The sequence below is a fragment of the Catellatospora sp. NPDC049609 genome (genome assembly GCF_040675365.1).
Classification (GTDB): Bacteria; Actinomycetota; Actinomycetes; order Mycobacteriales; family Micromonosporaceae; genus Catellatospora.
Map to the genome: position 1 here is coordinate 1 of NZ_JBFAOU010000127.1, position 23,268 is coordinate 23,268.

Below are 23,268 nucleotides of genomic sequence, written 5' to 3' on the forward strand. Positions count from 1 at the left end.
TTTTTAATTACCCGCCCACCACCTATATCTACACTGCACCTGAAACACTATTACCCTACCCCCCGCTCTCCCGATCGCCGGGGGGGACGCCCCCGCGGCGTCCCACCGGGCGCACGTGCGCCGCGCGAGTCCCCGCCGGTGCCGCGTACGCCTTCCGCGTCCTGCGGCGTTAGACCTGGCGTGGAATCTGACAGCTCCGCGGTTGCGGGAAGGATGTTCGCGTCCATGACGGCGGCGGTCCGGTCGCGGCGGATCGTCGCGAACGGGCGGCCGCGGCGGCGCGGGTGGATAGCCGTCCTCGTCGGCGTCATGGCCGTCGCGCTCCTCGTCCCCGCCGCCGCCTTCGCCGAACCCGACCCCGCGCACGAGGCCGCCTCGCCGAAGGTCGCCGCGCTGCGCGCCAACCTGGAGGCCGCGGCGGTCGGCTACGTGCAGGCGCAGGCGGCGCTGGAGTCGTCCCGCGAGCGCCGGGCCGCGCTGGACACCGAGGTGCGGACCGCCGACGGGCGGCTCGCCGAGGCCAGGGCCCGGGTCGCGAAGTACGCGGCGCAGGCGTACCGGACAGGACGGCTGGGTGTGCTGGGGCTGATCGTGCGAGCGACGTCCCCGGACGGGTACCTGGCGCGGCTCGCCGCCGTCGAGCAGCTGGCCGCGCACGACGACGCCCGGATGAACGAGCTGGGGCGGGCCCGCACCGCCGCCCTCGCGGCGCGGGCGTCCGTCGACGCCGAGGTCAAGGAGCAGGCCAGGCAGGCCGCCGAGATGTCCCGGCGCAAGAAGGCGATGGAGGTGGCGCTGTCGGCGGCCGGCGCCCGCGCGGCCGAGGGTTGGGTGGATCCGGACTCGCCGCTGGCCGCGCCCGCCCGGCGCGCCCCCGACGGGACGTGGCCCCGCGAGGGCTGCACCATCGACGACCCGACCACCTCGGGCTGCATCACGCCGCGGACGCTGCACGCGCTGCGGCAGGCGCAGCAGGCGGGCTTCAAGCGGTACGTCACCTGCCACCGCCCGAGCGGCAGGTACGAGCATCCCACCGGCCGGGCCTGCGACTTCGCGACCGAGGTGGGCAGGTTCGCGGACTCCTCCGCCACCGGCGCGTCGCGGGCGTACGGCGACCGGCTCGCCGCGTTCCTGGTCAGGAACGCGCGGCGGCTCGGCGTGATCTACGTCGTCTTCTACTGCAAGATCTGGCTGCCCGGATCGGGCTGGCAGAACTACACCTCGGGCGGCGCCAGGTGTGGCGACTCACCGTCCGGCGACCACACCAACCACGTGCACGTCTCGGTGTACTGACTCGACCCGACCTCAGGACAGGCGCGTCAGGGCCTCGTCGAGCGAGACGACGTCGGCGTACTTGGCGTCGAGGTCGAACAGGTTGGCCTCGTGCGGGCCGGGGTCGCGGTCGGCGCAGGCCTGCCGGACCACCATCGGGCGGAAGCCGTGCTGCAGCGCGTCCACCGCCGACGCCCGCACGCAGCCGCTGGTGGAGAAGCCGCCGATGACGACCGTGTCGACGCCGTTGGCGGTCAGCCAGGCGGGCAGCGAGGTGCCTGCGAAGGCACTCGCGTAGTGCTTGTGCACCACGTGCTCCCCCGGCGCGGGCACCAGCTCGGGCGGGAACTCCCCCAGCGGGCTGCCCGCGGCGAACGCGGCCAGCGCCGGCACCTTCGCCGCGAACAGCGGCGCCTCGGCGCAGCTCGCGTCGGCGTACCGCACGCCGGTCAGCACCACCGGCAGGCCGCTGCCGCGGGCGGCCGCGAGCAGCGCGGCCATCGCGCCGACCGCGGCCCGCGCGGTGTCCAGGAACAGCGGCGAACCCTGCCGGGTGTACGCGGCCACGGGGTCGACCAGCAGCAGCGCGGGCCGGGCGCCCCAGCCGAGCCGCCGCGAGAACCCGGCGGCGGCGTAGTCGGCGTGCAGCTCCATCAGATCACGCCCTGCGCGCGCAGCTCGGCCTGCTCGTCCTCGGACAGTCCCAGCAGGCTGCCGTAGATCTCGTCGTTGTGCTGGCCGAGGGCGGGGCCCGCCCAGCGCACCGCGCCGGGGTCGGCGGACAGGCGCGGGGCGACGTTCTGCATCGGCAGCTCGCCGAAGTCGGGGTGCGGCACGCGCACGATCGCCTCGCGGGCCGCGATGTGCGGGTCGGCCAGCATGTCCTTGGCGGTGTAGACGCCACCGGCGGGGACACCGGCCTCGTGCAGCTCGGCCAGCAGCTTGTCGGCGGGCCGGGTGCGCGTCCACTCGCTGATCAGGTCGTCGAGCTCGACCTGGTGGGCGCCGCGCGCGCCGTGCGTGGCGTAGCGGGCGTCGGTGGTCAGCTCGGGCCGCCCCATGACGTCGCACAGCCGGGCGAAGACGGTGTCCTGGTTGGCCGCGATCAGCACGTCGGAGCCGTCGGCGGTCGGGTAGGCGTTGCTGGGCGCGACGTTGGGCAGGATCGCCCCGGTGCGCTCGCGCTGGTAGCCGGCCACCGCCCACTCGGGTAGCAGCGACTCCATCATCGCCAGCACCGCCTCGTAGATCGCCGAGTCGACGACCTGGCCACGCCCGGTGCGCTCGCGGGCGTGCAGCGCCGCGAGGGTGCCGTACGCGGCGTACGTCGCGGCGAGCGAGTCGCCCAGCGAGATGCCGGCGCGGGCCGGTGGCCGGTCGGGTTCGCCGATGACGTGCCGGATGCCGCCCATCGCCTCGCCGATCGAGCCGAACCCGGCGCGCGGCGCGTACGGGCCGGTCTGGCCGTAGCCGGTGACCCGGACCAGGATCAGCCGCGGGTTGATCGCCGACAGCTCGTCCCAGCCCAGCCCCCAGCGTTCCAGGGTGCCGGGGCGGAAGTTCTCCAGCAGCACGTCGGCGTCGGCGACCAGGCGGCGCACCAGGTCCTGCCCGGCGGCGCTGCGCAGGTTGCAGGTGACCGACTTCTTGTTGCGGGCGACCACGGGCCACCACAGGGACTGCCCGTGCGGCTTCTCGCGCCCCCACTGCCGCATGGGGTCGCCCTTGCCGGGGTCCTCGAGCTTGATGACCTCGGCGCCGAAGTCGCCGAGCAGCTGCCCGCAGAACGGGCCGGCCAGCAGGGTTCCGGTCTCGATCACCCGGATGTCGGATAGTGCACCAGTCACCGCTGGATCCTATGCTTTGGAAACGCTGTTTCGCTAGAGGAACCACATCCGTGGCCGTTCGTGTCCGAGAGGAACCCGTGGAGATCGTCGAGGTGGGCCCGCGCGACGGGCTGCAGAACGAGAAAGCCCTGCTGCCGACCCCGGTGAAGGTCGATTACATCACCCGCGCGCTCGCCGCGGGACTGCGCCGCATCGAGGCGGTCGCCTTCGCCCACCCGGCCCGCGTGCCGCAGATGGCCGACGCTGAGGCGGTGCTCGCCGCGCTGCCCCGGCCCGAGGGCGTCTCCTACATCGGCCTGGTGCTCAACCGGCGCGGCCTGGACCGGGCACTGGCCAGCGCGGGCGTGCACGAGGTCAACTACGTGCTGGTGGCCACGGACGAGTTCTCCCAGCGCAACCAGGGCATGAGCAGCGCGCTCTCGCTCGGCCAGTGGGCCGACGTGGCCACCGCCGCCCGCGCCGCGGGACTGCGTACGACGCTGACGCTCGCGGCGGCGTTCGGCTGCCCGTTCACCGGCGAGGTGCCCGTCGAGCGGGTCCGGACGCTGGTCGAGCAGGCGATGGCGGCGCCGCCCGACGAGATCTGCCTGGCCGACACCATCGGCGTCGGCGTGCCGTGCCAGGTCGCGCAGCTGGTCGCGGCGGTGCGCGCGACCGCGCCCGAGGTGGCGCTGCGCGCGCACTTCCACAACACCCGCAACACCGGGTACGCCAACGCGATGGCCGCGCTGGAGCACGGGGTGACCGCGCTGGACGCGAGCACCGGCGGCATCGGCGGGTGCCCGTTCGCGCCCGCCGCCACCGGCAACATCGCCACCGAGGACCTGTCCTACCTGCTCGACCGCTCCGGCGTCGCGACCGGAGTGGACACGGCGCGCGCGGCGGACACCGGGACGTGGATCAGCGAGCGGCTCGGCGTCACGGCTCCGGCGATGCTCGGCCGAGCAGGCATCTTCCCCCCGGCACCCTGACCAGCCCCCAGCCGAACCGACCCGCGCCCCACAGGCCGATGGTCAGGGCCGAGGCGGGGCTGCGGCCGCGCAAGATCGCCGTTCTGTGTCAGAACACCAAGTCTGACCGCATGTTCTGACACAGGACGGCGATCTTGAGGGCTGGGCTGGGCTGCCGCGCAGGCGGTGGTCAGGTCGGGGGGCTTTGCGCGCACATGCCCATGGCGTCGGTTGTCCAGACGCTGCCCACCAGGGGCACCCCGTGCCGGTGCTCCCTGGCCTGCCCGTCTGCGGTCTCGACGGAGAAGACGATCGGCACCGGCTCCGGGTTGATGACGACCGGGCAGTCGAAGCCGAGCTGGACGGATATCCGCACGGTGCCGGCGGGCGGGACCACCTGGGGCTGGCCGTAGCTGCGGACGGTGACGTCCGGGCGCGCCGCCTGGGCGCCGCGGATCGTGAGCGGCGCCGGGCCGTGGTTCAGCACCACCAACATGCCATTCAGCTGCACGTGCCCTGCGGTGCCGGAACCGCCCAGATTGGCCGTCTCCGTCGAGGCCACCAGGCGCACCGTCGCGTCCCGCTCCTGCCGATCGAGCTGATCCCGCAGCACGGTGACAGCCACACCACCCACCACCAGCCCGGCCGTGAAAACCGCCGCGAAGCGCAGCGCCGTCCTGCGCCGAGCACGGGCGCGGCCGGCAGCCCTGCCGTCGTGTCCCGTCGGCAGCGCGTCCAGGTCGATCACGTCGTGCTCCACCACCATGCCGGACAGCTTAAAGCTCAGCTGATCTTCCGGTGGACCCCGCATCCTGAGCGGTCACGAAGGGCGAAGATCGCCGTTCGGTGTCAGAACCTGCGGTCAGACTTGACGTTCCGACACCGAACGGCGATCTTCCCGCTCGGCACAGCGGCGCGGCGGCCCGGAGTGCGGCGGCGCGGCGGGTGGGGTCAGCGGGCGACGAAGCGGCCGCTGGGGGTGCCGAGGACCTGGCCGTCCTGGAAGGCGAGGCGGCCGCCGACCACGGTGGCGACCGGCCAGCCCTTGACCTTGTGGCCCTGGAACGGGCAGTGGTCCTGCCCGGACAGCAGCAGCTCGGTGGTGACCTCCTGCTCCAGCTCCGGGTCCACGATGGTGAGGTCGGCGTCCATGCCCACCATCAGGCTGCCCTTGCGGCCGGCCAGCCCGTACGCCCGCGCGGGGTTGCCGGAGGCGAGTTCGGCGACGCGCTGCGGGGTCAGGCCGCGGCGGTGCATACCCTCGCTGAGCAGGATCGGGTAGAGCAGCGCGGTGCCGCCGAAGCCGGGCAGGGCGGGCCACAGCTGGTCGCCCTTGTGCTCCTCCATGCAGCAGGCGTGGTCGGAGGCGACCCAGTCGACGGTGCCGTCGAGCACTCCCGCCCACAGCGCCTCGGTGTCGGCCGACGAACGGATCGGCGGGTTGACCTTCGCGCCGAGGCCGCCGCGCCGGTCCAGGCTCTCGTAGTCCAGGCACAGGTGGTGCAGCGTCACCTCGCAGCGCAGGTCGAACCGGCTCGACGCCTTCGCCGCGGCGGCCGCCGCGATCGCGTCCGCCGAGGACAGGTGCAGCAGGTTGACCGGGCAGCCGGTGGCGGCGGCCAGCGTGGTCGCCTCGCCGATGGCGACCTGCTCGGTCAGCGGCGGGCGGGCGTCGGAGTACGCCTTCAGCGTCTGCGGGTCACCGGCGGCGCGCACCCGGTCGATGAACAGGCGCATCAGCTCGGCCTGCTCGCAATGCAGCGACAGCGACACCCGCCGCCCCTCGCGCTGGTTGGCGGCGACGGCCTCCATGATCTGGTACAGGTGGCCCAGGTCGTACTCGTCGCTCATGGTGAACGACTTGGCGTCGCGGGAGTCGGCCGACAGGTTGAAGCCCTTGTAGAACATGTAGTACTTGAACGAGCTGACGCCGTGCTCGTCGACCAGCGACGGCACCTCGCCGACCTGCGCGGTGTCCATGGGCGCGAGGTGGAACCCGTAGTCGGTCCAGGCGTGCCCGGCGACGGCGTCCAGCACCTGCGGGAAGATCTCGGCGTACGGGCCGGTGCGGTTGAGGTAGTGCTGGCCGGTGCGGAAGTAGGACAGCACCGTGGTGACGCCGCCGACCAGCGACGAGCGGGTCTCCTCGGCCGCGTCCACCGCCAGGTCGCGGTAGATGCCCAGGTGGTAGTGCGCGTCGACGGCGCCGGGGAACACCAGCCGGCCGCGGGCGGAGATCACCTGCTCGGCCTCGGCGGCGTCGATCTCGTCGGCGATGGCGGCGATGCGCCCGCCGCGGGCGGCGAGATCGGCGCGGACGGTGCCGACGTACGGCAGGACGAGCGTTCCATCCTTGACCAGCAGGTCATAGCGGGCCACGGCATACCTCCAGGGGGTGCGTTTCGCACACTGTAACGGGGTTTCCTTTTGGCGGATAGGGCGTGTACCTTTCTCGCATGCCGCCCGCCGCCCTGTCCGGGATCACCGTCGTCGACGCCGCGACGCTCTTCGCCGGCCCGCTCGCCGCGACCATCCTCGGCGACTACGGCGCGGACGTCATCAAGATCGAGCACCCCGGCAAGGGCGACCCGTCGCGCGGGCACGGCCCGTCCCGGGACGGCGTGCCGCTGTGGTGGACCATGCTCGGCCGCAACAAGCACACCGTCACCCTGGACCTCGGCCGGGCCGAGGGCGCGCAGCTGGCCAAGCGCCTGCTCGCCGGGGCGGACGTGCTGATCGAGAACTTCCGGCCGGGCACGCTGGAGCGCTGGGGCCTGTCCCCCGAGGTGCTGCACGAGCTCAACCCGCGCCTGGTCATCGCCCGGGTCACCGCCTTCGGCCAGTTCGGGCCGTACGCGCACCGCCCCGGCTTCGGCACCATCGCCGAGGCGATGAGCGGCTTCGCCGCGATCACCGGCGAGCCGGACGGGCCGCCGACCCTGCCGCCGTTCGGGCTGGCCGACGGCATCTCCGCGCTGACCTGCGCGCAGGCGGTGATGACCGCGCTCTACCACCGCGACGCCAACGGCGGCAGCGGGCAGGTGATCGACCTGGCCATCGTCGAGCCGATGCTCACCGTGCTCGGCATGCAGGCGATGGCGTACGACCAGCTCGGGCTGGTGCAGCGGCGCACCGGCAACCGCTCGGTCAACAACGCGCCGCGCAACACCTACCGCACCCGCGACGGCCGCTGGGTCGCCGTGTCCACCAGCGCGCAGGCCGTCGCCGAGCGGGTGCTGCGCCTGGTCGGCCGGCCCGAGGTCATCGACGAACCCTGGTTCGCCTCCGGCGCCGGGCGCGCCGCGCACGCCGAGCAGCTCGACGCGTACGTCGGCGGCTGGATCGCCGAGCGCGACCTGGCCGAGGTGGCCGAGGCGTTCGAGGACGCGCAGGCCGCGGTCGCCCCGATCTACGACATCGCCGACGTGTTCGCCGACCCGCAGTACACCGCGCTCGACTCGGTCACCACCGTGGACGATCCCGTGCTCGGGCCGGTGCGCATGCCCAACGTGCTCTACCGCATGACCGCGACCCCGGGCCGCATCGGCTGGACCGGGCGGCCGCGGGGCGCCGACAACGACGCCGTCTACCGGGACCGGCTCGGCCTGACCGAGGACGAGCTGGCCGCACTGCGTACCGCCGGAGTGATCTGATGCAGGGCCTCGACCTGGACCGACACGCGCTGCAGCCCTCGCCCAGCGGGCGGGCGCAGCCGACGCCGTGGGCCGCGCTGCGCGGGCGGCCCGTGCTCGACCTGGCGCATCCGATGCGCCGCGGCATGCCGCAGTCGCCCAACCACCCGCCGTTCCGGATGGCCCTGGAGCGCCGCCACGGCGACATGATGCGCCCGGACGGCGGCTCGGCCGCCAACGAGCTGATCGTCACCGGCGGCCACGTCGGCACCCACGTGGACGCGCTGGCCCACGTGTCGCAGGACGGGCTACTGCACGGCGGCCGCGACGCCGCCGCGCTCACCTCCCACCAGGGCTTCAGCGACCTGGGCATCGACACGTTCCCGCCGTACCTGGGCCGGGCGGTGCTGCTCGACGTCGCGCGCGGGCACGGCGTCGGCGTGCTGCCCGCCGGGTACGAGATCACGCCGGACGACCTCGACCGCGCCGCCGCGGGGCTGACCATCGGCGCGGGCGAGGTGATCCTCATCGGCACCGGCTGGTCGCGCCGCTGGGACGAGCACGACGCGTTCATCGGCCGGCGCGACGGCACCCCCGGCCCCGGCGAGGCGGGCGCCCGCTGGCTGGCCGCGCACTCCCCCGCCGCGGTCGGCGCGGAGACCATCGCCTTCGAGCAGATCCCGGCCGGTCGCGGCCACGCCGTGCTGCCCGCGCACCGGGTGCTGCTGGTCGAGCACGGCGTGCACATCGTCGAGACCATGAACCTCGCCCCGCTGCTGGACACCGGAGCCCGCGAGCTGCTGCTCGTGCTCAACCCGCTGCCCCTGGCCGGCGCCACCGGCGCCCCGGTCCGCCCCCTGGCGGTGCTCGCATGACGACACTCGACGCCGCCGAGGTGATCACCTCGGAGAACGCCGTGCGGACGCTCGCCGCGTTCGCCGCGGACTGCCGCACGGCCGCGATCCCCAACGGCGTGCCCGGACGGGTGCTCGACATCCTCGGGCTGGCGCTGGCCGCGCAGGACGACCCGGCCGTCACCGCCGTGCTGGCCTCGGTCCGGCGCTGGGGCGGCACGCCCGAGGCCACCGTCATCGGCGCCGGCGACCGGCTGCCCGCCCCGGCCGCCGCACTGGTCAACGGCGTGATGGCGCACGCGCTCGACTTCGACGACACGCACCTGCCCTCGGTGCTGCACCCCAGCGCGAGCATCGTCCCGGCCGCGCTCGCCGCGGCCGAGGCCACCCGGGCGACCGGCCCGGAGCTGGCCCGCGCCGTCGCCGCCGGGATCGAGATCTGCAACCGGCTCGGCATGGCCGCGTACGACCGCGAGCTGCGCAACTCCGTGTTCTTCGAGCGCGGCCTGCACGCCACCTCGATCTGCGGCACGGTCGGCGGCGCGGCCGCCGCGGCAATGCTGTACGGCCTGGACGCCGACGGCATCGCGCACGCCATGGGCATCGCCGCGTCCATGGGCGCGGGGTTGCTGGAGGCCAACCGCACCGGTGGCACGGTCAAGAAGACGCACTGCGGCTGGGCCGCGCACGCCGGAGTGAGCGCGGCGGTGTTCGCCGCCGACGGGCTCACCGGGCCGCCGACCGTGCTGGAGGGCCGGTTCGGCTTCTTCGCCGCGTACACCGGCGGGTTCCTCGACGCCGACGCGCTGCTGGGCGACCTCGGCACCCGCTGGGAGCTGGCGCGCACCGTCTACAAGCCCTACCCGACCAACCACTTCACGCACCCCGGGATCGACTGCGCGCTGGCGCTGCGGGCCGCCGGGCTGGACCCGGCCGCCGTCGAGTCCATCGAGCTGGGCGTGGCGGCGCCCGTGCTGCGCACCATCGCCGAGCCGGCCGCGGAGAAGGCCAGCCCGCGCTCGGCGTACCACGGGAAGTTCTCCGGGCCCTACACCGTCGCGTCCGCGCTGCTCGGCGGGAGCGGCCTGGGCCTGGGTCTCGACGACTTCGCCGCGCTGGAACCGGATCGGCTGGCGCTGGCGGCGCGGGTGACCTGCGTGGCCGACGAGCGGGCCACCGCGCTGTTCCCGCACGCGTTCGCGGCCGTGCTGCGGGTGCGCACCGGCGACGGGCGCCGCTGGGAGCACCGGGTCGACTCCTCGCGCGGCAGCGAGCGGCACCCGCTGAGCGAGCAGGAGCTGGCCCGCAAGTTCGCCATGAACGCGGCCAGGACCCTGGACGCCGGACGGGCCGGCCGGCTCGCCGAGGCGGCGTTCGCCGGCGACGACGCCGCTCGCCTGCTCGGGCTCACCGTCGGCTCACCGCCCGAGTGCTCCGCGTAGTCGTCGCGCCGCGCGGAGCTGCAAAAACGGCTCTCAGCGGGTTTCACTGCGACGCTGCCGGGCATCCCCTCACGAAGGCCGGAAACGGCCGACAGAGGCCGGTGCGCCGGGCATGCACCGGCCCGCGAGGTAGGGAGGCCGCATGGACGCCATCGAACTGCTCATCCATGACCACCGCCGGTTCGAGGCACTGTACGACGCGTACGAGCGCAGCCGGCCGACGGCGACGGACATGGAGAAACGGGCCCTGGTCGACCGCATGATCGAGGGCCTGACCGCACACGCGTTCATCGAGGAGACGATCTTCTACCCGGCGGCGCGCCAGGCCGTGCCGCAGACCACCGATCACATCCTGGAGTCCGTCGAGGAGCACCACGTGGCGGCCTGGCTGCTGTCCGAGCTGCGCGACCTCGAGCCCGAGGATGAGAAGTTCGACGCCAAGGTGGCGGTGCTGATCGAGCAGATGCGCCACCACCAGGAGGAAGAGGAGCAGGACTGGTTCCCGGAGGTGCGCGCGGCCATGGGCGCGCACCGGCTGGACGAGCTGGGCCAGCGGATGCAGGCCGCACGGGACGAGGCGCCCGCCGATCCCCTGGGCGTGCCCTCCGCGCGGTCCTGACCGAGCCGGACGGGCCCGGGGGCGACCGGGCCCGTCCCGCTCCGGTCAGCGCCGGAACTCGACCGCATCGGTGAGAATGACCACGTCGTGATCGGCTCTGGTTTCCAGGGGCGCTGAGCGGCTACCTTCCCCTGGTGACCCCCGACGCGTGGTTCCTGGACGCCGCCGAGCGCGGCAACCCGGCGACCGAGATCGATCGCCGCCACCCCGACGGGCTGGCCTGGAGCCGCGGCAACCTGGCCCGGCCGCTGGTGCACGGGGCCACGTACTTCCGCGAGCTGGTCAAGACGCTGGAGGGCACGCGGGAGGGCGACCTGGTGCTGTTCACCGACTGGCGCGGCGACCCGGACGAGCGGCTGGCCGGGCCGCGTACGCAGGTCACGCGGGTGCTCGGCGAGGCCGCGCGGCGCGGGGTGCGGGTGCACGGGCTGCTGTGGCGCTCGCACCCGGACTGGCTGCACTTCAGCTCGCCGCAGAACCGCCAGCTCGCCGAGGAGCTGCAGCAGGCCGGCGCGCACGTGCTGCTGGACATGCGGGTCCGCTTCGGCGGCTCGCACCACCAGAAGCTGTTCGTGGTACGCCACCGCGACCGGCCCGAGCGCGACGTCGCGTACGTGGGCGGCATCGACCTGTGCCGGGGCCGCAACGACGACGCCGCACACGGCGGCGACCCGCTCGCCCCGCCCATGGCCGAGGTCTACGGGCCGCAACCGCCCTGGCACGACATCCAGCTGGAGCTGCGCGGGCCCGTCGTCGGGGACGTGGAGCTGGTGTTCCGCGAGCGGTGGGACGACCCGAGCGCGCTGTCGCTCAACCTCGCCGACCACGTCCGCGACCTGCTGTCGCGGCTGCACACCGAGGTCGTGCCGCTGCCCGAACAGCTGCCCGATCCGCCGGAGTGCGGCCCGCACGCGGTGCAGACCCTGCGCACCTACCCCCGGCGGCGGCTGGGCCGCTACCCGTTCGCCCCGCGCGGCGAGCGCAGCGTCGCCCGCGCCTACCTCAAGTCCATCGCCCGCGCCCGGAACCTGATCTACGTCGAGGACCAGTACCTGTGGTCGGGCCGGGTGCTGCGGCCGTTCGCGCAGGCGCTGCGGGACAACCCGGAGCTGCGGCTGATCTGCGTGGTGCCGCTGGCCCCCGACGCGGCGTCGCCGACGGTGTCGATGGCCGAGTCATGGGGCCGCAAGCAGGCCATGAAGGTGCTGGCCAAGGCCGGCGGCGACCGGTTCGCCGTGTACGGCCTGGAGAACGCCGCCGGCACCCCGATCTACGTCCACGCCAAGACGTGCGTGGTGGACGACGCCTGGGCCACCGTCGGCTCGGACAACTTCAACATGCGCTCGTGGACCTACGACTCCGAGCTGACCTGCGCCGTCGTCGACGAGTCGGCCGAGCCGAGCTGGGCCCGCGACCTGCGCCTGGAACTGATGCGCGAGCACCTCGGGCTCGCCCCGGCCGACGCCGCCGAGCGCCTGGGCGATCCCGCCGCCGCCTTCGACGCCTTCGCCGAGGCCGCCGCCGAGCTCGACGCCTGGCACGAGGCGGGCGGGATCGGGCCGCGCCCCCGCTCCCGGCTGCGCCGCTACCAGCCGCCGGACGTGCACGGCTGGCGGCGGGTGCCCGCCCGGCTGGTGTACGAGTTCATCTGCGACCCCGACGGCCGCCCCGGCGGCATGCGGGTGCGCAACCGCTTCTGACCGGTCAGGCGCCCAGCAGCACACGGGAGGCGTCGCACGCGCCGGTGACCCGGGCGAACAGGCCTCCCACGCCGACCACGCGCAGCTCGCGGCCCTCGCGCCAGGCCCGGTGCCGGGCCGCCAGCAGGATGCTCAGGCCGCACGAGTCGCACTGCGACAGGCGGGACAGGTCGACGTCGACCCGGTGGTCGTCGGCCGTCCCCGCGAGCACGTCCGCGAGCAGCCGACCGGTCGACAGGTCCAGCTCGCCGGCGAGCACCACCAGGGTGCGGGCCGGCTCCCGGAGCACGTCAACCGTCAGCACGGTCGTCATCGCCTCCGGCGGGATAGGCGCGCAGCCGGATCCACACCCGCTTGCCGCCATGATGGTCCTCGACCCCCCACCCGGCGGCGAACCGCTCGATCAGCGCCAGGCCGAGGCCGCCGTGGGGGCCCGGCTCGCGCCGGCGGGGGATCACCGAGCTGCCGTCGGCGGCACTGACGGTGACCATCGCGCCGTGCGCCTGCACACGCACCTCCAGGCAGCCGCCGCCGTGCCGCACGGCGTTGCCGACCAGCTCCGAGATGAGCAGTCCCGCTTCGTCGAGCCAGTCGCCATCGGCGTACCCCCACGTGAGCAGGATCTGCCGGAGGGTGTGCCTGGCGCCGGTCGGTGCGGAGAGGCCCAGCGGCAGGTCCAGACTCGCGCTGAGCTCGCTCATGACGGCCACCTCCTTGCCGCGGTCATCCCGGTCGTTCTGACCGCCCTATACCCGGCCAGTTCAGCACGGATAACCGGATCGAAGCAACGAGCGGCGTAGTTCACGACATACTGCGGCGAGTCGGCGATCACTCCCGGCCCGCAGGCGGCGAATCGGCGGTCACTCGCCGGACAGCAGGCGGCGTGCCGAGCGCACGACGGCCTCGTCGACGAGCCGGCCGCGCTCGTCCAGGCACACGCCCGATCCGTCGCGTACCGCCTGCTCGTGGCGTCGCACCAGGTCGCGGGCCGCGGCCAGCTCGGACTCGGCCGGGGTGAAGACCTCGTGCACCACCGCAAGCTGCGCCGGATGGATGCAGGCCCGGCCGCGGAAGCCCAGCCGCTTGAGCGCCAGCGTCGATTCGCGCAGCGCGTCGAGGTCGCGGAAGTTCACCGAGACCGGCGCCACCGGCGGCGCGATCCCCGCCGCGGCACACGCCAGCACCGCATGCGAGCGCGCCCACCACAGCTCCCGCTCGTCCGGCCCGAGCACGACGCCCAGGTCGGCGGCGAGGTCGGCCTCGCCGAGCTGCAACCGCGCCACCCGCGGCCCGCGCGCGATCACCGGTGCGGCCAGCACCGCGGCGGCCGACTCCAGCAGCGGCACCACCCGGACCGCACCCGGCGGCAGACCGGCCCGCTGTTCCAGCCGAGCCAGCAACGTGTCCAGCGCCGTGAGCTGCTCCACCGACTCCGTCTTGGCGAAGTACAACCCGGCCAGCCCCGGCCCGACAACCGCCGCCGCATCGACATGCCCCAGTTCACCCGGATTTATGCGTACCCAGATCCGCGGTACCCCGCCCGCGGCGATCGGCGTGGCGGTGAAGATCGCTGTATCCGGTCCAGATGTGTGGTTTGACCCGAGGTTCTGACCGGAAACGGCGATCTTGCCCGCGCCCGCACCGGCCGCACCGGGGGCGGGCGCGGCGTCGTCGGCGGTGGCGGACGCGGCGGCGGGTGCTGACGCCGCAGCGGCCAGGAACGTCGCGACCGCCGCGCGGGCGGCGTCCTTGCCGGACGGAGGGACGGCGTCCTCCAGGTCGACGATGAGCGCGTCGGCGCCGACCGTCAGCGCCTTGGCGAGCTTTGCCGGCGAGTCGCCGGGGACGTAGAGATAGGACCTCACGCGGGCCCACCCTCATCGGACAGCCTCGAGCGGGCGTCGGCGAGGGGCCCGACACCGCCTGCGCCTGCGCCGGTGACACCGTCGCTGCTGGTGCTCGTGCCGCCGCCGTCGCTGCCGGGGCGTGCGGTGACGGCGACCCGGTAGGTGTCGTCGCTGCCGGGGAAGCTGTGCACCGAGATCGTCGAGATGGGCACGATGTTGCCGTCGAGCAGCACGTCACGACCCTCGGCCACCGCCTGCGGGGTGATGGCGGCGGTGACGTACTCGGTGACGTGCACGATGTCGGAGGGTTCGAGCTCGTGGGCGGCCAGGGTCGCGGCGGCGTGGGCGTAGCCGCCGATCGCGGGCAGGTGGATCGTCACGCTGAGCCTCACCGATCAGTCGACGTCGGGCGGTCGAACGGCGTGCCGCGAGGCGGCGCGGGTGCCGGGTGCCGTCACCGGCCGGAAGTCCTCGTACCAGCGGCTACCATGCACCGACGCTAGCCAGGCCGGCACCAGCCCGTCAAGAGGTTGTTTCTCACAGCGGATCAGTGTTTCCATTACGCCCGTGGGATCACATACCAACGGCTGGTGGATTCTGCTCCACCTCGTTCTCTTCGTCTTCTGGCTCGGCGGCGACCTGGGCGTGTTCTGGTCGAGCCGGTTCGTCCTCCGCCCCGACCTGACCCCCGCCGCGCGCGCCACCGCCCTGAAGATCATGGGCGGCCTCGACCTCGGCCCGAAGATCTGCCTCGTGCTCTTCCTGCCCAGCGGCGTCACGCTGATGGCACTGGAACCGCACGGCGCGCAGGTGTACGGCGTCAACCCGTTCTCCTGGCCGGCCGTGGTCGGGGTGTGGCTGCTGGCCGCCGCCTGGCTCGCGGCCACCATCGCCGACCACCACCACCCGGGACGCCGGCCGTGGGTGCGCCGCGCCGACTGGACGATCCGGCTGACCCTGATCGCCGCACTCGGCGTGCTCTCCGTCTACACGCTGGTCGCGCAGAGCCCGTTCGGGGTGGACACCAATCCGCGCTGGCTGGGCGCGAAGCTGCTGCTCTACACCGTGGCGATCGGCTGCGGGCTGGGCATCCGGCTGACCCTGCGCCCGTTCGGCCCCGCCTTCGGCGCGCTCATGACGACCGGCTCCACGCCCGAGGTGGAGCGGACGCTGAAGCGCTCGATCGACGGCTGCCTGCCGTACGTCTACGGCATCTGGGGCAGCGTGCTCGCCGCCGCCGCGCTCGGCGTCCTGAAGCCCTTCGCCGACCTGTGACCCGCAGCCGCTTTGCTCTGCACACACATACGCGCCGCGCGTATCTGTGTGCAGAGCAAAGCCGGAAGCATTGACGTCCGTCCACCGCATCCTCATCATGTTCCTCAACCCGAAACGATGTTTCGCTCAAGGAAACGGGAGGATCCATGCGAACCTCGACCGAACGCCGTGGCCTGCGGCGCCTGTTCACCGCCGGGCTCGTGGCCACGCTGGCCGCGGGTGCGGCGGCACTGGCCGCCCCCGCCCCCGCCGGGGCCGCCTACTCGACCGTCGCCGCCTACGCCACCACCGTCAGCGGCGACGCCGCCGACGTCTACCACCCCGTCACCGGCTCACCGCACGACCCGTGGCCCGTGGTGCTGCTGCTGCAGGGCGCCAACGTGGACAAGTCCCAGTACGCCGGGTACGCCCGCAAGGTCGCCTCGTACGGCTTCGTGGTCGTGGTGCCCAACCACTACCAGTTGCTGTTCGGCCAGCCCGGTCTCTACGCCACCGGCGCGCAGGCCGGCTGGACCGTCACCTGGGCCCAGGCCGAGAACGCCCGCGCGGGCTCGCCGCTGCTCGGCGCGCTCGACCCGGGCACGCTGCTGCTGCTCGGGCACTCGTTCGGCGGCGCGGCCGGGCTGGGCCTCACCACCGGCCTGTGCACGCCGCCGTTCTGCGCGGTGCCGACCCCGGCGCCCCCGCAGCTGAAGGCCGCCGCGTTCTACGGCACGAACAACACCAACCCGGCGACGGGGACGACGCCGCCGGTCGCCAACACCGTCCCGGTCGCGCTCATCCAGGCCGGTGCCGACGGCATCGGCAGCCCCGCCAACGGGTACGCCACGTACCAGGCGCTCGGCTCGCCGCCGAAGCTCTGGGTCAGCCTCCACGGCGCCAACCACTACGGCATCACCGACACGCAGAACCCGGCCGGGGCGCGCCCCGACCTGAACCCGCAGACGCTCAGCCAGTCCGTGAGCATCGAGACCACCGGCCGCTGGGCCGCGTTCTGGCTGCGCGCGCAGCTCGGCGACCCGGTCGGGCGGGCCTGGGTGTCCGGCGCGGGCGACCTGCTCGACGCCAACGTCACCACCCAGTTCGCGAGCTGACACCAGCGGGCCGCCCCGGTCACGGGGCGGGGCGGCCCGTGCCGCGGGTTCAGCGCCGGTTCTGGGGCTCGCACTCGCCGCAGGCTTCGGCCGCGGCAGACCGGACCCGGGCCGCGAGCTGAGGAATTCGCGGCTCAGCGCAAGGTGGAGACATCCAAAGTAGAGTGTGAGATTGTTGTCTGTATCGCAGGCTGGAACGGCGTACCTCAATAGGTCTAGGCTCGCGCTCATGCTCATGGATGTGTTGCCTGTCGCGCTGCCGTGGGCTGCCGCGGAGCCGGAGACGCCCGCGCTGAGCGTGGCGCTCGCGGTGGAGGACTTCGCCCCCACGCTGCTCGCGTTCGCCGGGTTCCTGCTGCTGGCGCCATCCGCGCTGGGACGCATCGGCGCCGTCCTGATGGGAGCGGGCGGCGCGGCCAAGTCGACCTGGAAGCTGCTGCACTCCGCGTGGGCGATCGAGGTGCCCTGGCTGGACGACCTGCTGTTCCCGCTGCTCGGCGCGGGCGGGCTGCTGCTGGCGGTGTCGCTGCACGGCTCGCTCGGCTGGTGGCGCTGGCCGCTGTGGGCGGCCGGCCTGGGTGCCGCCGTGCCCGCGGTGCGGGCCTGGGACGTGCAGCCGGCGTTCCTGTTCGCCACCGTGATCGTCGTGTGGATCAGCGTGCTGGGCGCGGTGCGCGCCTGGCGGCACGGTGCGGCGCTGGCCGCCGGGCTGTTCCCGGTGAGCGTGCTCGCCGTGATGGCGCTGGTGCCGCTGCGCGGACACGCCGCGAGCGACGCGCTGGCGTTCCAGTGGGTGCAGCAGAGCATCAACACCATGGCGCAGGGCGTGTTCTGCCTGGCCGCGTGGCTGACCTACCGTGCCGTACGCGGCCACGGCAAGGACTTCACGCACTACGGCGAGGATGACGTGCCCCGGTGGACCGACCGCGACCGTGCGGACGACGCCTGGGCGGGCCGACCCGACCGGCCGGACGACACCTGGGCGGGCCGCCACGGCCGGCCGGCCTACGAGCGCCGTCCGGACGAGCGCGCGACCGCCTACCCGTCACAGCCGGCGGGCCGGCGCCGCCGCGATTAGAGCGCGGTCAGCCCGCGTAGCCGAGCTGCTCGGAGATCCGGGCCGCGGCCGCGGTGAGCTGCTGTGCCGAGTCGCCCTGGTCGGGCTTGAACCGGGCGGCCGGGCCGGCGACGCTCAGCACCGCGACGACGTGCCCGTCGTGGTCGAACACGGGGGCGGCGATGGACGCGGCGCCCGCCTGCCGCTCCCCCAGCGAGGTGGCGTAGCCGCGCCTGCGGATCGCGGCCAGCTCCTTGCGCAGCTTCGCCGGGTCGGTGATCGTCTTGTCGGTCACCGCCTGCAGCGGGTGGCGCTCCAGGTAGGACTCCACCTCGGCCTCGGGCAGGAACGCCAGGAACGCCTTCGACGACCCGCCGGCGTGCAGCGGGTACGGGATGCCGAGCGTGACCTCCATGCGCAGCTCCTGGTCGGGCACGACCTGGTCGACGTAGAGGCGGGTGTCGCCGCGCCGCAGCGACAGGGTGGCCGTCTCACCGGTCTGCTCGGCCAGCGCGCGCAGCTCCGGGGCGGCCATCGCGCGCAGGTCGGTGCGGGCCAGGTAGGCGCGGCCCAGCGCCACCGCCGCGTGGCCGAGGGCGTAGCGGCGAGTCACCGGGTCGACGGTGATGAGCTCGCGGCTGCGCAGCGCGGTGAGGATGCGGTGGACCGCCGCCTTGGTCAGGCCGAGCGCCGTCGCGATCTCGGTGACCCCGAGGTCGGGCTGCCCGCTGCGACCGAAGTAGAGCAGCACGTCCATCGCGCGCTCCACGGCGGCGATGGAGCGGGACTGGCTGTCGTCGTCGGCGGCGGTCGTCGCCTTCGCTGCGGCGCTGGTCGGCACGGGGGCCCTCCTGTCGGCACGGACGCCCGTCAGTGTAGATCGCCGTGCGGTCACGGCGCAGAGGCCGCACGGGCGTTGACACGGCTACCGCCAAGTCGTTACCTTCACGGCAACAGCGTTTCCTAATGCGAAACAAGGGCGGGTGCCGGGGTGGACAGCACGCAGCTGCGTACCGTGCTCAGCCAGTGGCCGAGCGGCGTCGCCGTCGTCACCACCGTGACGACCGCGCCCGACGGGACCCCGCGCGTGCACGGCATGACCGCCAGCTCATTCTCCTCCGTCAGCCTCGATCCGCCACTGGTCTCCGTCTGCCTGGGCAACCATCTGCCCACCCACGCGCTGGTGCGCGAGTCGGGCGTGTTCGCCGTCAGTTTCCTCGGCAAGGACCAGGCCGACGTCGGCCGCCGCTTCGCCGGCATGACCCCCGGCACCGCCGACCGCTTCGCCGGCACCGACTGGATCACCGGCCCCACCGGCAGCCCCATGCTCGCCGACGCGACCGGCCGGCTGGACTGCACGGTCGAGCACGCCTACCCCGGCGGCGACCACACCATCTTCGTCGGCCGGGTGCTGGAGGCGGACGTCCCCCGGGTCACCGCGCCGCTGCTGTTCCACTCCCGCAGCTGGGGCCAGCTCGCCGACCCCCTCCCCCACGAGATCACCATGACCGTGCTCGACGGCGCCCCCGCCACCGGCGCGGTGCTCACCGTACGCGACCGGCACGACCTCGCGCGCGCCCGCGAGCTGGCCGAGGCCGGTCCGGTGCGCGCCTACGTCGCCGACGCGTTCGCCCCCGAGCGGGAGGCCGCCGTGCTGGCCGTGCTCGACGAGCTCGCCGCGCTGCCCACCGTCGACGTCGGCTGCGCCGAGGACAGCGCGGCGTCGCCGCTGCAGGTGCGCCGGGTGCTGCAGGACGCGGTGGTGCGGGTGCGCCCCGCCGCGCTGCACGTGCGGCTGCTCGCCCACCACGGCCTCGGCCTGGTCAACGCGCTCGTCGCGATGAAGAGCGGCGTGAGCCGCTTCGACACCGTGCTCGACCCGGCCTCCGGCGGCCTGCCCGCCCGCGACCTGCTGCTGCTGGCCCGCCAGCTCGGCGTCGCCTGCGCCGACCCCCTCGTCCCCGACCTCGCCTGACATCCACAAGGGAGAGAAGTTCCATGGCCGACCGGCTGACCGGCGAACGCCTCGTCGACGACATGACCGCCGCCGAGCGCGAACGCGCCATGCGGGTGGAGGCGGTGCTGCCCGCGCTGCGCGCCGCCGCCGAACGAGCCGACGCCGCGGGCGAGTTCCCCGACGGCCACGTCGCCCTGCTGCGCGAGGCCGGGCTGCTCGGCCTGGTGGTGCCGGAGGAGTACGGCGGCCTCGGCGGCACGCTGCGCGACCTGGCCGCGGCGACGTACGCGATGGGCACCGCCTGCCCGTCCACGGCGCTGGCGTTCTTCTTCCACAACACCAGCGCCTCGCGCGGCCTGCTGCCGCTGGAGGCGGTCGACGCCGGGCTGTTCGACGAGGCCGACGTGCCGGTGGTGCGCGCGTTCGCCGAGAAGGTGCTGCGGCGCATGGCCACCGGCACCTGGCTGGCGAACTTCGCCAGCGAGTCGGTCAAGAGCGCGAGCGCGAACATCGCCATCTCGACCACGGCCCGCCGCGCGACCCGCGACGGCGTCGAGGGCTGGCTGGTCACCGGCGAGAAGTCGTTCGGCTGTGCCACCGGCGTCGCCGACACGTACCTGGTCACCGCCCGGCTCGACGGCACCGAGACCGCCGAGGGCCTGGCCCTGTTCCTGGTGCCGCGCGAGGCCGAGGGCGTCGCGTCCCGCCCGGCCTGGGACGGCCTGGGCATGCGCGGCTCGGCCAACCACGGCGTCACCCTGCGCGACGTGTGGATCCCGGCCGACGAGGCGCTGACCGTGCCCGGCGCGTTCGTGAAGATGCTCCAGTGCAGCCGGGGCAGCTTCGTCGGCAACCAGCTCGCCATCACCGCGGTGTACGTCGGCTGCGCCCAGGGCGTGTACGACGAGACCCTGCAGCGGCTGACCACGAAAACCTTCGCCGACACCGGACGGCCTGTTGCCGAGTCCCCCATGCACCAGGTGATCATCGGTGACATGACCGAGAACCTGGAGACGGCGTACCTGTGGCTGCGCCGCCAGCTGCTGCTGGAGACGTCCGAGCCGCCGCTGGCCCCGAAGTCCGACGTGTACCGCCAGTGGCGCCTGGCCAAGGGCTCGATCTGCGAGGCCGCGTTCGCGGTCGCGGTCGGCGCGTTCAAGGCCTGCGGCACCTCCGGCGCGACCCTGCACGGCACCATGGGCCGCGCCCTGCGCGACCTGGCGATGGGCCTGGTCATGACGTTCCCGCCGGAGCGCGGCCGGCTGGAGGCCGCCTCGATGGTCACCGCCGACCGCGCCAACGACCTGTTCGGGAACGTGGCGTCGTGAGCACCCCGAACCCTGCGGCCGGACCCGCCGCGCAGCCTCCCGGCGCTCCGCAGCCGGGCGATCGGCCGGCCACCGCGCGTTCCGGCGGGTTCGCGCCGCCCGCCGTCGCCGACCTGGTCGACGGCGGCTGGCGCGACTGCGCCACCCCGCTCGGCTTCGCGCTCGAAGACCCGGCCACGGGCCGCCCCGTCGGCGACGCCGTCGGCAGCGACCCGCAGCGCGTGGAGCAGGCCGTCACGGCGGCCGCCGCCCTGCACACCGCGGGCACGTGGCAGCGGGTGCCCGCCGCCGAGCGCGCCGACCTGCTCGACGCGGTCGCGGCCGAGGTCGAGGCCGCCGCACCGGAGATCACCGCGCTGGAGGCGTACGCCACCGGCGTGCCGATCCGGCAGACCGGGATGCTGTCGGTGATCCTCGGCGGCGCGTTCCGGCTGGCCGCGATGCAACTGCGCGAAGGCTGGCTGAGCAGCGCGATGCCGCGCGAGGACGGCCGCCTGGCCCACGTCGACCGGCTGCCGTGGGGCCCGGCCGCGTGCCTGGTGCCCTGGAACGCCCCCGCCCCGATGGCCGCGCACAAGGCCGCCAACGCCCTCGCCGCGGGCTGCCCCACCATCGTCAAGCCCAGCGAGTACGCCCCCTACGGCACGCAGGCGCTGGCCGCCGCCGTGGCCCGCGCGCTCGCCGCGGCCGGGCTGCCCGGCGGGCTGTTCCAGCTCGTGCACGGCGACGCGGGCACCGGCGCGCGGCTGGTGCGCGACCCGCGCGTGCGGGCCGTGTCGTTCACCGGCGGGCTCGCGAGCGGGCGCGCCGTCGCCGCCGCGTGCGCGTACGACATCAAGCCGGTGCAGCTCGAACTCGGCGGCAACAACCCGCTGGTCGTGCTGCCCGACGCGGACACCGCCACCGCGGCCCGCGCCGCCGCTGACCTGCTCACCACGCTCAACGGCCAGTGGTGCCGGGCGCTGGGCCGCCTCATCGTGCCCGCCGACCGCGCCGAGGAGATCCTGCGCGCGACGCTGGACCGGGTCGCCGCGCTGCGCGCCGGGTCGCCGCTGGACCCGGAGACCGACTACGGCCCGCTGGTCCACTCCGGCCACCGGGCCCGGGTGGCCGCGGCCCGCGACGCGCTGACCGCCGACGGCGGCACCGCGCACACCGCGCTGGCCGTGCCAGACGAGGGCAACTTCCTCAGCCCCACGCTGGTCACCGGCGTCGCCCCCGCACGCACCGTGCACGAGATCTTCGGACCGGTCGCCGCCGTGCACACCTACCCGACGGTCGACGAGGCGGTCGCGCTGGCCAACGGCACGCCGTACGGGCTGGAGGCGTACGTCTGCGGCGCCGACGAGGAGCAGGCGCTGGCCGTGGCGCGGCGGCTCACCGCGGGCGAGGTGAAGGTCAACGGGTCCAGCATCATGAGCCTGCACCTGTTCACCCCGCGCCCGGCCTGGGGCCTGTCCGGCTACTCCGAGGAGGGCACCGCCGAGACGCTGCGCTTCTTCACCAACGCGCGGGTCGTCGGCGTCGAGGGCGGCTTCGCGCTGCACGGACGGCCGTGACCGCCGCCGCACTGCGGGCCCTGCTCGCCGCCGATCGGGTCACCCACCTGCCCGGCGTGTACGACCCGCCCACCGCGACCCTGGCCACGCGCGCCGGGCACCGCGCCGCGCACCTGTCCGGCGCCGCCTGCGCCGCCCTCGACCTGGGCCTGCCCGACCTCGGCTACGTGCACGGCACGCACATCGCCGACCGCGCCGCCCGGATCGTGCCGGCCCTCGGCGGCGCGCCGCTGCTGGCCGACGCCGACACCGGCTACGGCGACGCGCTCCAGGCCGTGTGGACCGCCCGCCGCTACGCCGCCGCCGGGATCGCCGGGCTGCACCTGGAGGACCAGGTACAACCCAAACGCTGCGGCCACCTGGCCGGCAAGGAGCTGATCGGCGTTGCCGCGGCCGCCCGCAAGGTCCGCGCGGTGGTCGGTGACGGCACCGGCATCGTCGTGGTCGCCCGCACCGACGCGTACTCGGTCAACGGCCTCGCCGACGCGATCGACCGCGCCCGCGCCTACTTCGCCGCCGGAGCCGACGCCGTCTTCCTCGAAGGCGTGTCCGACCTGGACGAACTCGCCCGCGCCCACGCCGCGCTGCCCGGCGTGCCGCTGGTCCTCAACCGCTCCGAGGCCGCCGGGCCGCCCACCGCGCCGCCCCGGCCCTCGGCCGGCGACGACTCTGCGTCGCGCGGTCCCTCGGCCGGCGACGACTCTGCGCCGCGCGGTCCCTCGGCCGGCGACGACTCTGCGCCGCGCGGTCCCTCGGCCGGCAACTACTCATGGAGGCGTACGTGCGCCGCCGGGTCGCCGACCTGCCCAACGTCGAGCTGCGCGAGCGCCACGAG

23 protein-coding genes are annotated in these 23,268 nt (G+C 74.3%); 14 read left to right on the top strand and 9 right to left on the bottom strand.

The features are described from left to right. Positions 1–225 precede the first annotated feature (225 nt). Positions 226–1,293 (top strand): hypothetical protein, encoded by a 1,068-nt coding sequence (locus AB0J67_RS28130; protein ID WP_363486482.1) that lies wholly within the window; start codon positions 226–228, stop codon positions 1,291–1,293. Between the two features lie 12 nt (positions 1,294–1,305). On the opposite strand, the gene AB0J67_RS28135 is transcribed toward AB0J67_RS28130, so the two are convergent. Together AB0J67_RS28135 and AB0J67_RS28140 are read right to left on the bottom strand one after the other, a co-directional pair. Further along, positions 1,306–1,926, bottom strand: coding sequence for an isochorismatase family protein (locus tag AB0J67_RS28135; protein ID WP_363486484.1), 621 nt, complete (start codon positions 1,924–1,926; stop codon positions 1,306–1,308). Next, positions 1,926–3,119: a CoA transferase gene (locus AB0J67_RS28140; RefSeq protein ID WP_363486485.1), complete on the bottom strand. Its 1,194-nt coding sequence runs from the start codon at positions 3,117–3,119 to the stop codon at positions 1,926–1,928. The genes AB0J67_RS28135 and AB0J67_RS28140 overlap by 1 nt, the downstream gene beginning before the upstream one ends. A gap of 77 nt (positions 3,120–3,196) precedes the next feature. Here AB0J67_RS28140 and AB0J67_RS28145 point away from each other — a divergent pair, with 77 nt between their 5' ends. Further along, positions 3,197–4,090, top strand: a complete 894-nt coding sequence (locus tag AB0J67_RS28145) for a hydroxymethylglutaryl-CoA lyase (RefSeq protein WP_363486486.1) — start codon at positions 3,197–3,199, stop codon at positions 4,088–4,090. 169 nt (positions 4,091–4,259) lie between these two features. On the opposite strand, the gene AB0J67_RS28150 is transcribed toward AB0J67_RS28145, so the two are convergent. Together AB0J67_RS28150 and AB0J67_RS28155 are read right to left on the bottom strand one after the other, a co-directional pair. Next, a complete protein-coding gene (locus AB0J67_RS28150) occupies positions 4,260–4,835 on the bottom strand; it encodes a hypothetical protein (protein WP_363486487.1) in 576 nt (191 codons plus the stop codon). Between the two features lie 185 nt (positions 4,836–5,020). After that, positions 5,021–6,448, bottom strand: coding sequence for a dihydroorotase family protein (locus AB0J67_RS28155; RefSeq protein ID WP_363486488.1), 1,428 nt, complete (start codon positions 6,446–6,448; stop codon positions 5,021–5,023). Between the two features lie 77 nt (positions 6,449–6,525). Between AB0J67_RS28155 and AB0J67_RS28160 the strand changes: the two genes are divergently transcribed. The 5 genes from AB0J67_RS28160 to AB0J67_RS28180 all read left to right on the top strand — a co-directional run bounded on the left by AB0J67_RS28160 (position 6,526) and on the right by AB0J67_RS28180 (position 12,316). After that, on the top strand, positions 6,526–7,722 hold the full coding sequence (locus tag AB0J67_RS28160) for a CoA transferase (protein ID WP_363486489.1): 1,197 nt from the start codon (positions 6,526–6,528) through the stop codon (positions 7,720–7,722). Continuing rightward, positions 7,722–8,576, top strand: a complete 855-nt coding sequence (locus AB0J67_RS28165; protein ID WP_363486490.1) for a cyclase family protein — start codon at positions 7,722–7,724, stop codon at positions 8,574–8,576. The genes AB0J67_RS28160 and AB0J67_RS28165 overlap by 1 nt, the downstream gene beginning before the upstream one ends. After that, positions 8,573–9,997 carry an MmgE/PrpD family protein gene (locus AB0J67_RS28170; RefSeq protein WP_363486491.1) on the top strand — a complete coding sequence of 475 codons (1,425 nt, stop codon included), beginning with the start codon at positions 8,573–8,575 and terminating at the stop codon, positions 9,995–9,997. Before AB0J67_RS28165 ends, AB0J67_RS28170 begins: the two co-directional genes overlap by 4 nt. 142 nt (positions 9,998–10,139) lie before the next feature. Further along, positions 10,140–10,616 (top strand): hemerythrin domain-containing protein, encoded by a 477-nt coding sequence (locus AB0J67_RS28175; RefSeq protein ID WP_363486492.1) that lies wholly within the window; start codon positions 10,140–10,142, stop codon positions 10,614–10,616. A gap of 134 nt (positions 10,617–10,750) precedes the next feature. Next, complete coding sequence (locus AB0J67_RS28180; protein ID WP_363486493.1) at positions 10,751–12,316, top strand: phospholipase D-like domain-containing protein; 1,566 nt, start codon at positions 10,751–10,753, stop codon at positions 12,314–12,316. Between the two features lie 4 nt (positions 12,317–12,320). On the opposite strand, the gene AB0J67_RS28185 is transcribed toward AB0J67_RS28180, so the two are convergent. The 4 genes from AB0J67_RS28185 to AB0J67_RS28200 all read right to left on the bottom strand — a co-directional run bounded on the left by AB0J67_RS28185 (position 12,321) and on the right by AB0J67_RS28200 (position 14,543). After that, positions 12,321–12,629 carry an STAS domain-containing protein gene (locus AB0J67_RS28185; protein ID WP_363486494.1) on the bottom strand — a complete coding sequence of 103 codons (309 nt, stop codon included), beginning with the start codon at positions 12,627–12,629 and terminating at the stop codon, positions 12,321–12,323. Beyond that, on the bottom strand, positions 12,607–13,017 hold the full coding sequence (locus AB0J67_RS28190) for an ATP-binding protein (protein WP_363486495.1): 411 nt from the start codon (positions 13,015–13,017) through the stop codon (positions 12,607–12,609). Before AB0J67_RS28190 ends, AB0J67_RS28185 begins: the two co-directional genes overlap by 23 nt. Positions 13,018–13,176: 159 nt before the next feature. Then, positions 13,177–14,181, bottom strand: coding sequence for a CoA ester lyase (locus AB0J67_RS28195; protein ID WP_363486496.1), 1,005 nt, complete (start codon positions 14,179–14,181; stop codon positions 13,177–13,179). Continuing rightward, a complete protein-coding gene (locus tag AB0J67_RS28200) occupies positions 14,178–14,543 on the bottom strand; it encodes a hypothetical protein (RefSeq protein ID WP_363486497.1) in 366 nt (121 codons plus the stop codon). The genes AB0J67_RS28195 and AB0J67_RS28200 overlap by 4 nt, the downstream gene beginning before the upstream one ends. Before the next feature lie 187 nt (positions 14,544–14,730). On the opposite strand from AB0J67_RS28200, the gene AB0J67_RS28205 reads away from it, so the two are divergent. The 3 genes from AB0J67_RS28205 (at position 14,731) to AB0J67_RS28215 (ending at position 17,610) form a co-directional block, all read left to right on the top strand. Next, complete coding sequence (locus AB0J67_RS28205; protein ID WP_363486498.1) at positions 14,731–15,438, top strand: hypothetical protein; 708 nt, start codon at positions 14,731–14,733, stop codon at positions 15,436–15,438. A 146-nt stretch (positions 15,439–15,584) separates the two neighbouring features. After that, positions 15,585–16,532 carry a hypothetical protein gene (locus AB0J67_RS28210; protein ID WP_363486499.1) on the top strand — a complete coding sequence of 316 codons (948 nt, stop codon included), beginning with the start codon at positions 15,585–15,587 and terminating at the stop codon, positions 16,530–16,532. 235 nt (positions 16,533–16,767) lie between these two features. Beyond that, positions 16,768–17,610: a hypothetical protein gene (locus AB0J67_RS28215; protein WP_363486500.1), complete on the top strand. Its 843-nt coding sequence runs from the start codon at positions 16,768–16,770 to the stop codon at positions 17,608–17,610. A 7-nt stretch (positions 17,611–17,617) separates the two neighbouring features. On the opposite strand, the gene AB0J67_RS28220 is transcribed toward AB0J67_RS28215, so the two are convergent. Next, positions 17,618–18,430: an IclR family transcriptional regulator gene (locus AB0J67_RS28220; RefSeq protein ID WP_363486501.1), complete on the bottom strand. Its 813-nt coding sequence runs from the start codon at positions 18,428–18,430 to the stop codon at positions 17,618–17,620. A 150-nt stretch (positions 18,431–18,580) separates the two neighbouring features. Between AB0J67_RS28220 and AB0J67_RS28225 the strand changes: the two genes are divergently transcribed. From AB0J67_RS28225 to AB0J67_RS28240, 4 genes are all read left to right on the top strand, one after another. Then, a complete protein-coding gene (locus tag AB0J67_RS28225) occupies positions 18,581–19,564 on the top strand; it encodes a flavin reductase (protein ID WP_363486502.1) in 984 nt (327 codons plus the stop codon). Between the two features lie 23 nt (positions 19,565–19,587). After that, positions 19,588–20,874, top strand: a complete 1,287-nt coding sequence (locus AB0J67_RS28230) for an acyl-CoA dehydrogenase family protein (RefSeq protein ID WP_363486503.1) — start codon at positions 19,588–19,590, stop codon at positions 20,872–20,874. Beyond that, positions 20,871–22,433, top strand: a complete 1,563-nt coding sequence (locus AB0J67_RS28235) for an aldehyde dehydrogenase (protein ID WP_363486504.1) — start codon at positions 20,871–20,873, stop codon at positions 22,431–22,433. Before AB0J67_RS28230 ends, AB0J67_RS28235 begins: the two co-directional genes overlap by 4 nt. Beyond that, on the top strand, positions 22,430–23,268 hold an 839-nt coding region (locus AB0J67_RS28240; RefSeq protein ID WP_363486505.1), incomplete at its 3' end, for an isocitrate lyase/PEP mutase family protein. The genes AB0J67_RS28235 and AB0J67_RS28240, both read left to right, overlap by 4 nt.